This window comes from Albibacterium bauzanense, from assembly GCF_004339765.1.
Lineage (GTDB): Bacteria > Bacteroidota > Bacteroidia > Sphingobacteriales > Sphingobacteriaceae > Albibacterium > Albibacterium bauzanense.
On sequence record NZ_SMGO01000001.1, the window covers coordinates 70,428 to 82,692 of the forward strand.

The following is a 12,265-nucleotide window of genomic DNA, read 5'->3' on the forward strand; positions in this document are numbered from 1 at the left end:
ATATTGACAAAAAACAAAAACCATTAAATTTTTGTAAATAAAAAATAGAAAGCAAAAGATTAGTATTAACTATGGACCTGACACACAGCGAATATTCAGTATTCTTAAAAGACTTTGAAGAGACATTAGATCACTTATTTCATGAAAAAGAAGATATAAATAAGTTAAGCTTAGAAAGAGGTCTACCACCTGCAGTAATGAGTGAAATTATGTCTAAAGTGCCACTTTCAGTTGCAATTCCAAAGCAATATGGTGGACGAGGAAGTATTGTAAAAGAATGCTTAGGAGTTTTGTCAGCTGCTTCATACGAGTCATTATCGCTTTCTTTAACTTTCGGAATCAATATCGCATTGTTCCTGGAACCTGTTTCTAAATATGCAAACGAAAGTATCAGGCAGGAAATATTCGACCGCTTTTTAAAGAATCAGAACATGGGAGGGCTTATGATCACCGAGCCCGATTACGGCAGCGATGCCTTAAACATGAAGACCCTTAATAAAGAAGTTGAAAACGGTTATAAAATTAAGGGAACAAAACATTGGCAAGGACTAACCGGATTGGCTAATTACTGGATCATTGCATCCAGAAAAGAACTTGATAACGGTGAGCTTGCAAGAGATATCGATTTCTTCATATCGGATGAGTCTGTTCCTAAACAAAAAATAATAGTAGAAGAACTGTATGATAATGCAGGGCTTTATATGATACCTTACGGTTTGAATAAGCTGGATATAGAGGTACCCAAAAATCATAAACTAGAACCTGAAACTACAGGCATTAAAATGATGCTTGACATCTTACATAGAAGCAGACTGCAATTTCCAGGAATGGGAATGGGCTTTATCAAACGTATGATGGATGAAGCAATCTCTCATTGTAGAAATAGAATTGTTGGAGCCGGTAACCTACTTGCAATTGACCAGGTACAATACCAATTAACCAGAATCCAATCTGCATTTACCATCTGCTCTGCAATGTGTGCTCACAGTAGTGATATGAGTGGGATTGAACATAACCTGGCTACAGAGGGTTTAGAAGCTAATAGCATGAAAGCCGTAGTAACCGATTTGATGCAAGAATCATCTCAACTATTAGTTCAGCTATCAGGAGCTAATGGCTATAGAACAACGCACATTGGTGGTAGAGGGATTATGGATAGCAGACCTTTCCAAATCTTTGAAGGGTCAAATGAAATGCTATATTCTCAAATCGCCGACATGATTACCCGGGCGATGAAAAAGCAAAAGCAATTGCATTTGTTTGATTTCCTGAAAGATTTTAAACTTACATCAGAGGCTTGTTTGCACTTTAAGAAAGATTTAAGCTTTACATTAAATAGTATTATCTCACAACGTAAACTTGTCGACTTAGGTAAAATCCTTTCAAGAATAGTATGTATTGGCTATGTTCTTGAATTACAAGCAAAAGGTTTCAGAACAGATCTGGTTGAGAACTGCATAACGTCTGTTAAACAAGAGGTTTCAGCCTTGTTTAGTTCATTCCATTTCGATAGCGTGACTACTGTTGTTGAAGATTATTCAGAGAATAGCTTGTGGCTTAAATTTGTTTAAGCATCGGCAATAATTTCAGTGTTTAGAGCTACCTTAGAACGGTAGCTCTATCCAGTTACTATGTTTCCTAAAATATTCATTGCTATTCCTTTGCATCTCAGCACGACCTGCCATAATTCTTAAGCCATACATTTCTCTTATTTGTAGGCTGTTTTCTGTAAAATATTTCTTGTTTGCAAGAAACTCCTTCTTGGTAGTAAGCACCGGTTGTTTATCTTTTTTGAAATTTATTGTAATGGACTTAGAAATAATCTCAAGCCTTGTTAATTCAAAATTCCAAAAATTATTGCTATCATTTATTTTAATAATTAAACCCGGCAAACCTGAAAATTTATAGGGACCATCTGAGATGGGTATATCAGTTGTAAACCAGGCAACCCATTTCCTGTTTGCGAAATTCAATTCAGCTTTTTGACATAAAAGCTTATTGATCGTTACTGTATCTTCTTTAATTTCCCATTGAAAAGCCGTCTTATCTTCAATATAATAAAAATGATTAGGGCCCTTAAAGCCATTCTCAAGAACGTCGAATGTTGTAACCACACTATTTTGTTTTAATATTTGATAATGGAAAATAGTATAAGGATTACTCATTATGTCACTATTTTCATTGAGTGTTTCCTGAAGTTCAAGTGAGTCAATAATCCTTTTATTTACAGATTCAAATAATGATATGGAGTCATTGAACAACAATTCCATATACTCTTCTTTGATAGAACCTTTATCCGTACTATCAGGTTGATAGGTCATTTTATAGATTGCCTGTTTATCAAAATTAAAACTTTGCTGCTCTTGAGCAAATGCTGCAATATTGAAAAGAAATCCGGATAATAATCCGAACATTAGTATGGTTTTCATAAGCATTTAATTAACTGGTCTGATTTTCTAATCTAATTCTGTACTTATAGTCTTATTTAATTTGTACTAAAATCTAAAGTGGGTTGAAACTATAATTTGTCTCGGTCGAAGGTCAAAGTAGGTTTCTATTAACTGATAGTCGTTTGAGAACTGTTGCGTATAGCGTTCATTATTTAATAAATTTTGTCCCGCAATTTCGATGTCTGTTTTCCATTTTTCAATCCGATAGCGATAAGCTATGTCTAAGAAATACTGATTCTTCAATCCTGGAATATTTGTTCGATAGTATGCATTATTAATGGTCAAACTATGTCGTTCTCCAGGGTAGACCATAATATTAAGAAAATGATTGTTTGACCGTATACTGTTTCTTGTATCATTCAGGAACTTACTTTCCGAGTATGTAAAAGTGGTACTATACTCAAATCCTATGGCATCCCATTTATTGTTTATGATTTCCAGATTACCTCCATATAAATTGAACTTTTGTCTGCCCATGACATCGTTCAACAAGTAATCCGACTCTCCATAGGATAAATTACCGTTCAGTTTAAAAGTCGTTCTGATTGACCTAAAGAACTTGGATAGCTCTATTGCCAGCTTATGACTGAAGTTATTGCTTTCACGATCTTCAATACTTGTTATAGTTCGTCCAGACTGGTCCAATTGACTACGAAAAATATAATCGCGTTTTCCATGCGTATATTGATAAGAAGTACCGGCAAAATAGGCCTTCAGCACATTCCTGTAATCATAACGGATGCCGGTACTTAAACTTTTATTGCCTAATAAACGGGTTTCATAGCGCTGTATGCTTCGGTAATTATTGACGATATAAGAATTATAAAAGTTATCTAAACCACTGTATCTGACTGTATGATTTCCATTTAAGCTGATTTCGTTATAATTGTCAAGCGTATATTGCAGATTTGCAGATGGGTTAAAGCTGTTCTTGTTTGCCCAATCTAAGGTTTTAACCTTTTGTTGGTTGGCATTGAACAGAGAAAGTGCAAAAGGCAGGTTGAACGACAATTTTAATTTGCTCGTTTCATATTGAATGTCCATCCCGATCTCTGTTTTTAATTCTTGAAACTGTAAATCATTTACATAATCATCCCCAAGGATATTTTCATTTCCTTGATCAAAAGTGTGAATCGTTGATGCCATATTATTATTCTGATAGTTTATAGCAAAGCGAGGCGAAAGAGTAAAGTTCTTTATCCTGCGTACAAAGGAGAGATTGTTCCTTGTGCTAAAAATTCGGTAGTCAACTTGTTGCCGCAGCTGATCATAAGGATTTCCATTATTCAGGATGTCCTCCAACTGACCAGGATTTATTGTAAGTGTTTGAGGTGTTCGGTTCCATTCAATGCTTGAACTGATATTGACCAGCTGTTTTCCCAGAAAACGTGCCAGAGAAAGGTTGTTCATCAAGCTTTGGTCGTCGTAATGCTTTTTTTGATTAATGGTCTCCTCTTTGTTAAAGAGTAAATTTCCATGGTCATTATTCCAGCGTTTATGAAACTTCAGACTGTTGCGCAAGTAGATTGTCTTTTCATTTTTCTCAATCAATAATCCACCAGCAAGATCATTAATCCGGTATTTATTATTTACCGATTCACTTAATAGTATAGATTGATCAGGAGCGAAAACTTCAGTCAATGTATAACCAGATCGTTTTCTGTAGTCGTTATAATAGGAAATACTGCCCTTCAGCTCCAGTCCGTTTTCCAGTTTCTGTAAAATATTGGTTGAGGCAAGAAAGAGACGATTATCCAACCATTTACTTTCCGCAAAATTTGGACTGCTTACTTCTTGAATAGTTAAGAAAGAGGGGCCAGAAGTATGATTTTCTTGTCGAAAGAACGTACCTCCTGTATAGAATGCCCTAAGACCCCTGCTAGCATCAAACCCAGTGTTATTAGTCTGAAATGAATTGAGCATCTGAAAAGTCTTACCGAATGTCATGGGCGTAAGGTTGACATCCCAGAGGGCAGGAGAGAGTCCGACGCCCAGTTTGCCTGTACCTGTTGTCGTGAGCTTTTTGAGCTCCAGGTTTAGGGAAGCCCTGTCAGAGAAAACCAGTGAATCAAGAATCTTAATAGGCTGATCATTTTCTATAATCTGAACCCTACTGACAGCTTCAACAGGCATGTTATTATTAATGATACCATATTGACCTTCCATGAGATCCAATTTATTGACCATGTATTTCTGTATCGGCTGTCCCTGATATAATATTTCACCATCCTTCATTTCAATTCCGGGCAGTTTTTTAATTATATCAGCTATTACACGATCCTGTTTGGAAGTGAAGGCATCCACATTGTAATTAATGGTATCTTGTTTTTTAAATATCGGAATGTTCCCTATATTAACCACTTCAAGTTCCCGGCTCTCTTGGTGTAATATATAGGTATAATTACCAGATCTATTAGGAATGATGATCGACTTCCTGGCATAGGATAAGTGATTTAAGTCTAACTGTAGACTGTCCAGATCTTTACCATTTTTTACTTCAAGACTGAATGAGCCATCTTGTTCACTTCTGGCAAATCCGAGTATGGCTGCCTTGCCGACACCTTTGTAAGATATGTTGACATTTTCAATACCTTTTTGCTGAGCATCGATGATCTTTCCAGAAATAATATTCTGTGCAACTCCCAGAAAAGGAGATAAAAGCAAGACGATTATGAGTATGGATCTGGCCATAACCAAATGTACTACTAAATATTTAGTTATCGAACTATTTATTTAGTTTATTTAAATTCCTTTATTTCTATATATTCCGATATACATAAGAATGTTGCTTAATTTGCAGCTTGATGTGTTATCTTTGATAGATACATCTCTATTTACGGATATAAAGCATGCGGTTTATTGATAATAAGGGTATAACAGATCCAGCGATTAATCTGGCGATGGAAGAATATGTCCTTCATCATGCACCTGTTAATGAAAGCTATTTCTTATTCTATATTAATTCACCATCTATTATTGTCGGTAAGAATCAGAACGCTTTAGAAGAATTTAATAGATCTTATGTAAATGAAAAGGACATTCAGGTAGTCAGACGCCTTTCGGGCGGAGGGACAGTATACCATGACCTGGGTAATCTTAATTTTAGTTTTATTACGAGCTATGACGGTAAGAACTTTCACAATTACAGCAAGTTTGTTCAACCCATTGTAGAAACTCTTAATAAAATAGGTGTACCTGCCGAACTAAACAGCAGGAATGATATATTCGTAAATGGTAGAAAGATCTCGGGCAACGCTCAATTTGCTCAGAAGGGAAGAATGCTTTCACATGGTACCCTGCTCTTGAATGCAAACCTGGATAAAATAGTCAATTCACTTAGTGTGAGTGATGCCAACATTCATTCCAAAAGTATTAAATCAGTGCGATCTAAAGTTGCAAACATCAATGAGTTTCTATCCGAACCACTTAATATGGATGAATTTAAAGAAATCATTCTAGAAGCTATTTTTGAAGGTAGAGAACATATTGATGAATATTTGTTAAAAGAAGAAGATTGGCAATTGATTCATCAAATCAGCCAGGAAAAATACAAGCAATGGGAGTGGAACTTTGGCAGATCTCCTAAATTTTCTATTATTAAATCCAGCCGTTTTCCTATGGGAGGTATTGAAGTGAAGTTAATTATAGAGCATGGTCTGATTGTACAAGCAGCTATTATCGGCGATTTTCTGGAAGATGTTGCTCATATTGAAAATTCACTGATAGGAGCAACCTATCATTCACAAGGTATCCAGAATGCATTAAAAGAAATTGATGTTCAATTGTATTCCGGACAGGTATCTAAGGAGTCTTTTATAAGACTATTAAATTAGTTCATTAACATACAAGCTTAATACGATAATGAATAAAGGGTTAATTTTTAGATTTTATTAACCTAAAAAACTAACCCTTTATCATATTATATTAGAGTTCTTTCTTATTGCAATAAGAAAGCAACACTAACCCTTGCTGTTACTTCAATATCGCCATTAGCGATAGGCTCTTGTCCGCTTTCAGCCATATCTGCTGATTTGTAAGCCATCATCATCGGCTGTCTTGGATAGCTGTTAGAAGATGTATTATCGTTGATGCTGTAGGCAGCACCGATATTTTGTCCGATTGCTTTAGCAAGAATAGTAGCTTTTGCTTTCGCATCAAGCATCGCATGTGAACGCGCTTCGTTCTGAATCTCTTCAATCTTAGACGATTTGAACTGTACATTCTGGATGTTATTGACTCCCAGATCAATTAAACCACTCAGCAAGGTCGCTGTTTTATCTAAGTCTTTCAAATCGAAAGTAATGGATTGTTGGGCACTGAACATCGGAATTGGTTTTCCATCTTTAACATATTCATTGTAAGGATTTACATTTACACGTGTTGTGCGGATATCTTTTTCTGGTATCCCTTGAGCTTTTAAATAGGAAATTGCCTTAGATACAATTGCATCATTAGTTTTTTTAGCTTCCTGTAAATCTTTATGATTGGTTGAAACCATAAAATTAATGTCTGCTTCATCTGGCTTTACCATAATAATATATTCCCCATTTACATTTACAAGTGATTTCTCTTGTGCAAATGCAAAATTAACGGCTACCAACATGCTAAGTATTAAGATTGCTTTCTTCATTTCTGTTGTTTTTTGTTCTGTATTTTATTTTACGATTATGTGATTTAATACAAGAACTGTGCCCGATACAAATTCGCTACACCTTCAAGATTTATTTTAAACAAATAGTATTCAAAGATGAATCAAACAAGGCTCAAACAGGAGTTGAACAGGGTAAATATGACTGTTCTGCCCCTGTTTGGTCCCTGTTTGACCCCTGTTTAACCCTTGCTTGAATAAAACGAAATAAAAGTGAAATTTAATTCTTTTTGAAGTCAAGTATTCTGGCCAACTAGTTTTAAGATTGGGAATTGAGAAGTGAAAATTAATTGAGGGGAGGTCTACTAATAGTTTAGATACTGATTGTAGACTTCTTGTAAATAAGCTTGTCCGATGGTTTGTAGGTTTTGATTTACAGAGTCTTGTACATTTTTATCTTTTAGGTAAATGACTTCTTTACCCACATTATCAAATGTTAGACTTTGTTCAGGAGTTATTACGCCAAAACCATTGTCGTAACTGAAAAAAGCAAATGGTGGTGTATTAGGATCCAGCAAATCTTTGCTCCAAAAATAGGGTTTAGGGCTAATGTTTAGCTGATGAAGCAAGGTGCTGACCAGATCAGTTTGATTTCCGATTTTATCAATCTTTTGCCCGCGGAATTCCTCTTTAATAACATCTCCATATAAAAGGAAAGGTATCCGGTAGCGGTTAGGATGAAAGCTATCCCATTTATCAAGCGGTAAACGATGACCGTGATCTGCAATGATTACAAAAAGTGTATTCTTATACCAGTCGGTTTGTTTGGCTCGGTTAATATAGTTATAAAGTGCTGAATCGGTGTAAAATGCTGTACTTCTAAATAAGTTAGCCTGACTATCAGATCCGTATTTTGGCGGACCGGGAAGATCAAATGGTTCGTGATTGCTAAGTGTTAGGATTGTTGAGAAAAAGGGTTGCGGACTTTGATTCAGGTATTCAATTTGTTTCTGGAAAGCAAGGTGATCAAAGGCTCCCCATTTTGATTGCACATCTTTTAATGGAAAATCGTATTGATCGATAACCTTTTGAACACCATGGCTTAACATATAAGATTTAAAGTTGTAGAATTCGCTTTCTCCACCATGTACGAAAGAAGTACTATAACCATTTTCGAGGAATTCTTGTCCGATGCCTGGCAAGTGCTCTAGCTTGTTTACGTTTTTAATAATACTTTGCGTTGCTTGCGATGGAAAAGCACTCATTGAGGCAATAATTCCTTTATCGGTTCTATCACTCGCCGAGTAGATATTTGTAAACAATACGCCGTCTTGGATCAGTTTTTCGAAGCCAGGAGCAATTCCTGGTTCACCGCCTAAGCTTTCAATCAGATCGGATGTAAAGCTTTCTAGTATAATAAGAACCACATTGGGTTTAGGCTGATTTAAGATCTTTACCGGATTTGAAAGCGACTCTTTATTGATATATGGGAGTATCTCTTCCTGGGCTAAGGATTCTTCCATATAATTATATGGATTTTTATCCGAGCCTTTACCATGAAGGAAATCGCTTAATAAATTCCATTCTGTATTTACGGCTGCATGGTTTAATATTGGTTTGGTAGAGAAATAAGCCATGCTAGGATTTAGTGGTGTAGTTTGCCAACCGCTTCGGATAAAAAGGAATAGGATCCCGATCAGAAGTATGCTAACTGGTATTTTCACAAACCATTTAGTGCCATGAAGTTGTATCGGTTGCTTTATTGCTTTATTTAATAGATATCTTCCTGCAAAAAATACAATCAGCATTAAGAGGGCAGGCAATACAAAAGGAGAAGAATAGGAGGAAATAAAAGCCTGATAGGGATATTCAAGAAAGGTTGAAATGGCTCTATAGGGAAGCTTTGTTCCCCATTCCTGATATATATTCAGGTTAATTGCTGACAGCAAGCAGCATGTAACTAATAGGAATAAAGAGTATACACGGAGTACTTTGGCAGATATTTTTAAAGAGGGGATAAGCCATTTAAAAATGAAGAGCAGCAATGGTAATGCGCAAATGTAGGCTGCCATTGAGGCATCCATCCTTAAACCGAATAGGAATGTTAGAATAAACTCTTTCAGGCTTATAGGAAATATTTTTGCATAGAAATATCCTATGAAAATTAGCCTTTCAAGAAAAAATATAGCAATCCAGATGAGGTAAAACTTAACTAAAGGATAAATCGTTTTTAACATTGGAACAAATATAAAGCTAAAAACGAGATTTAGATAAAGCTAATATCTTGTCTTAATATTTCTTATCGTCCGATATCATTTAATAGTGTGGTACGTGTTTTTAAGTATTTTATAAAAACATACATAAATAGCGTTAGGAAACAGCAGAATATGAGAAAGTAATTGTAATCAGTTTCTTTTTCAAGAAGTTCTCCTGAAATATTGAATGCGGTGAAGATAAGAAAGACTGCTAGTAAACCGTTTTTTTCTTTTTTTAATACCTTTTTCCAACTGAAGCACAGACAAGGCTTTGCGAAAGTTTTAAAGTTAGGGATAAATGCAGGCACATTGTTTGCCCAGTTTAAGTAAACGTCTCCGAATTTATTTCTTAAAAACTGTTCTTCGGCGAACATAATTCTTTCATAATAAAGCCAATAGAAGAGAGTGAAGGCAATTACGAACCAGAAGTTGCCAGTCATTAATGCAGGTCCTAGCCACATAAAGAAATTTCCTAAATATAATGGATGTCTTACAATTGAGTAGATGCCGGTCGTATTCAGCGTATCTGCTATTTGACCTTTAACGTTTCTTCCTGAAGTATTTTGCGGAGTATGCCCTACAGTATAGATACGAATAACTAATCCTGCTAAACTAATAATGAGACAAAGGCTTTCGTAGTAAAATTCATAAGGGGTATCTTCCAGAAAGAAAGTTCCGGGGTATATTTCTGTTCTTAAATATAGGTAAGCACCAATTAATAAAATGGCGATGGGTAAGGTGCTTCTGTATCTAAAAAGCCATACTCCTTGTTTCTCTAATTCTTCTTGTAGTGGCATAAATTGTAGGTTAGGTTTTATACTTGGTTAGGTTATATTTGGTTGGATATAATTGATGCTCTGATTATTAAACCAGAGCATCAATCTTTTTAGCAAGGGTTTTGTCCTTTTCAGTGACAATGTCTCCCGCATCATGAGTAGAAAGCCATATTTCTACCTTATTCCATTCGTTAGTCCATTTTGGATGATGATTCATGGACTCGGCTATCAGGGCAACCTGGGTCATAAAAGCAAAAGCTTCAGAGAAGTTTTTAAACTCAAATAATCTGTAAAGCGTATTGTCCTTTTGTTGCCACATGATGATATGATATTATTGTGGTTTCCCGATTCTATATAACCTTCCTTGGTCAGTAACAGCGTAAAGAGCTCCATCTTTTCCTTGGGTTATATCTCTGAAACGTTGAGATTGATCTGCAAGTAATCTTTCTTCGCCAACAACTTTGTCATTTTCAATGACTAAGCGTGCTACGTGCATGCCACTTAATGAAGAAATGAACAGATTGTTTTTCCATTCAGGAATTTGGTCTCCGGTATAGAAGGTGATTCCACTTGGAGATATTACCGGATCGTAGTAGTAAACTGGTTGTTGTAAGCCTTCTTTTTGTTGGATGCTATCTCCAATTGCTGCACCACTGTATTCGCGTCCGTAAGTGATTGTTGGCCAACCGTAGTTGTTTCCCGGTTTAATGATGTTTACTTCATCACCACCTAATGGGCCGAATTCTGTTTCCCAAAGATCGCCTGTAACCGGGTTAATAGCTAATCCTTGAACGTTTCTATGACCATATGAATATAATTCCGGTCTTGCATCGGCTTGGTTTTCGAAAGGATTTCCAGCTGCTGCTTTTCCATCTTTTGTAATCCTGATTACTTTACCTAGCGAAGAGTTTAAGAATTGTGCCTGAGGTCTTGATTCTATATTTGAACGTTCACCGGTACTGAAGATAATATTGCCTGCCTTGTCGAATAGGATTCTACCTCCATAGTGTAAATTGCTGTTAAATGCCGGAGTTGCCTGATAGATAACCTGAGCATTTTCAATTGTCTTTTCGTCGTCGGCTAGTCGTCCTTTGGCAACGGCTGTTAAGTTTCCTCCGGATACAGCTTCAGAGAATGTCCAATAAACCATTCGGTTATTAGCAAAGTCAGGGTCAATAGTAACACCTAATAAACCGCCTTGCCCTTGATCGTTTACTTTAGGTAGACCGGTAATAGGCTCACTTAATGTTCCATCTGCAGAAGCGATCCTCATGGTTCCACTTTTTTCAGTGATTAAAAATCTACCATCTGGAAGGCTGGTGATTCCCCATGGTCTGTTTAATCCTTCACTTAATATTTTTCCTTCATAGGGTGTAGTCGTTTTTACTCCGCCAATACGTGTTTGCCCTTCAAAGGCGGGTTTGTATGTTGAATTGGGAGCTTTTGTTTCTACAGGTGCTAATCGAGCAGTATCTGCTGCTGGTGTAGAAGCTTGTTGATTATCAGTTCCTGATGAACCACAAGAGGTAATTGCTACAGCTAAGCTTGTTGCTATTCCGAGTAATTTGAAGGTATTATTCATGAGTGTTATTTATTGATTTTATTATTTGATTATATTATTGATAAATAGAAACCTAGTTAAATTTAAGCTTTTTTCTTTTAAATTAACAATATATCAACAATATTACGGCTAAATGGTTCTTTATTTATAATAAAAGCTTTTAGTTTTGAAGCATCTTTTCAATGGAATATGCGTCTAAATTCCTTGCTATGATCTTGCCTTCGTTGTTAACCAAATAATTTAAAGGTAATGCTTTGGTGTTGAATCTTTCATAATTGGTAGATTTCGATGGTCTTACCCCTTCGCAAATGTTTGTCCAGGTAAGGGCATCTGCTTCCATTCGCTAGTAAGACTATCTATTGGTGCTGAATTTTTAAAGTCGATATAATAGAACCCTGTGTTTATTTTATTGGTATGTAAAGTGAATTGATTGTTTTTGACTGTGGTGGAATCATACACGATCTTAGAGTTCAGGTCTGTTAGCCGAACGATGGTTTCATTTATTTCAGCTTGCCCGGTTATGGTTATAGGAAATTCTTTGGGCTGATTGCAGGAGGGAAGTAGGTATAGAAGGAAGAAGAAAGCCCAACTGTAAGTTATAGATTTTAGGTTTGGTTTTTTCATATTTTGAAGAT

At 35.9% G+C, this 12,265-nt stretch carries 10 protein-coding genes; 2 read left to right on the plus strand and 8 right to left on the minus strand.

Annotation, left to right across the window (positions count from 1 at the left end):
• The first annotated feature begins 71 nt into the window (after positions 1-71).
• Complete coding sequence (locus C8N28_RS00305) at positions 72-1,571, plus strand: acyl-CoA dehydrogenase family protein (RefSeq protein WP_132220399.1); 1,500 nt, start codon at positions 72-74, stop codon at positions 1,569-1,571.
• A gap of 33 nt (positions 1,572-1,604) precedes the next feature.
• Here the strand turns inward: C8N28_RS00305 and C8N28_RS00310 are convergent, their stop codons facing one another.
• Positions 1,605-2,429 (minus strand): GLPGLI family protein, encoded by an 825-nt coding sequence (locus tag C8N28_RS00310; protein ID WP_165870274.1) that lies wholly within the window; start codon positions 2,427-2,429, stop codon positions 1,605-1,607.
• A 66-nt stretch (positions 2,430-2,495) separates the two neighbouring features.
• The gene (locus C8N28_RS00315) at positions 2,496-5,141 is read right to left on the minus strand and encodes a TonB-dependent receptor (protein WP_132220403.1); all 2,646 of its coding nucleotides are present in this window, start codon (positions 5,139-5,141) and stop codon (positions 2,496-2,498) included.
• Between the two features lie 158 nt (positions 5,142-5,299).
• On the opposite strand from C8N28_RS00315, the gene C8N28_RS00320 reads away from it, so the two are divergent.
• Positions 5,300-6,283, plus strand: a complete 984-nt coding sequence (locus C8N28_RS00320) for a lipoate--protein ligase (RefSeq protein ID WP_132220405.1) — start codon at positions 5,300-5,302, stop codon at positions 6,281-6,283.
• A 104-nt stretch (positions 6,284-6,387) separates the two neighbouring features.
• Here C8N28_RS00320 and C8N28_RS00325 read toward each other — a convergent pair whose 3' ends face one another.
• From C8N28_RS00325 to C8N28_RS00350, 6 genes are all read right to left on the minus strand, one after another.
• Positions 6,388-7,080: an SIMPL domain-containing protein gene (locus tag C8N28_RS00325; RefSeq protein ID WP_132220407.1), complete on the minus strand. Its 693-nt coding sequence runs from the start codon at positions 7,078-7,080 to the stop codon at positions 6,388-6,390.
• A gap of 323 nt (positions 7,081-7,403) precedes the next feature.
• On the minus strand, positions 7,404-9,275 hold the full coding sequence (locus C8N28_RS00330; RefSeq protein WP_132220409.1) for an LTA synthase family protein: 1,872 nt from the start codon (positions 9,273-9,275) through the stop codon (positions 7,404-7,406).
• A 62-nt stretch (positions 9,276-9,337) separates the two neighbouring features.
• Positions 9,338-10,090: a methyltransferase family protein gene (locus C8N28_RS00335; protein ID WP_132220411.1), complete on the minus strand. Its 753-nt coding sequence runs from the start codon at positions 10,088-10,090 to the stop codon at positions 9,338-9,340.
• A 67-nt stretch (positions 10,091-10,157) separates the two neighbouring features.
• Positions 10,158-10,388 carry a 4a-hydroxytetrahydrobiopterin dehydratase gene (locus C8N28_RS00340; protein WP_132220413.1) on the minus strand — a complete coding sequence of 77 codons (231 nt, stop codon included), beginning with the start codon at positions 10,386-10,388 and terminating at the stop codon, positions 10,158-10,160.
• 12 nt (positions 10,389-10,400) lie between these two features.
• Complete coding sequence (locus C8N28_RS00345) at positions 10,401-11,651, minus strand: PQQ-dependent sugar dehydrogenase (RefSeq protein WP_132220415.1); 1,251 nt, start codon at positions 11,649-11,651, stop codon at positions 10,401-10,403.
• A 273-nt stretch (positions 11,652-11,924) separates the two neighbouring features.
• Positions 11,925-12,254 (minus strand): putative periplasmic lipoprotein, encoded by a 330-nt coding sequence (locus C8N28_RS00350; protein ID WP_132220417.1) that lies wholly within the window; start codon positions 12,252-12,254, stop codon positions 11,925-11,927.
• Positions 12,255-12,265: the final 11 nt, after the last annotated feature.

What these genes read in the sequence shown, in the direction of transcription:
- C8N28_RS00310 (WP_165870274.1), bottom strand. Translation starts at nt 2,429, where the DNA reads ATGAAAACCATACTAATGTTCGGATTATTATCCGGATTTCTTTTCAAT.
- C8N28_RS00340 (WP_132220413.1), bottom strand. Translation starts at nt 10,388, where the DNA reads ATGTGGCAACAAAAGGACAATACGCTTTACAGATTATTTGAGTTTAAA.
- C8N28_RS00345 (WP_132220415.1), bottom strand. Translation starts at nt 11,651, where the DNA reads ATGAATAATACCTTCAAATTACTCGGAATAGCAACAAGCTTAGCTGTA.
- C8N28_RS00325 (WP_132220407.1), bottom strand. Translation starts at nt 7,080, where the DNA reads ATGAAGAAAGCAATCTTAATACTTAGCATGTTGGTAGCCGTTAATTTT.
- C8N28_RS00305 (WP_132220399.1), top strand. Translation starts at nt 72, where the DNA reads ATGGACCTGACACACAGCGAATATTCAGTATTCTTAAAAGACTTTGAA.
- C8N28_RS00350 (WP_132220417.1), bottom strand. Translation starts at nt 12,254, where the DNA reads ATGAAAAAACCAAACCTAAAATCTATAACTTACAGTTGGGCTTTCTTC.
- C8N28_RS00330 (WP_132220409.1), bottom strand. Translation starts at nt 9,275, where the DNA reads ATGTTAAAAACGATTTATCCTTTAGTTAAGTTTTACCTCATCTGGATT.
- C8N28_RS00315 (WP_132220403.1), bottom strand. Translation starts at nt 5,141, where the DNA reads ATGGCCAGATCCATACTCATAATCGTCTTGCTTTTATCTCCTTTTCTG.
- C8N28_RS00320 (WP_132220405.1), top strand. Translation starts at nt 5,300, where the DNA reads ATGCGGTTTATTGATAATAAGGGTATAACAGATCCAGCGATTAATCTG.
- C8N28_RS00335 (WP_132220411.1), bottom strand. Translation starts at nt 10,090, where the DNA reads ATGCCACTACAAGAAGAATTAGAGAAACAAGGAGTATGGCTTTTTAGA.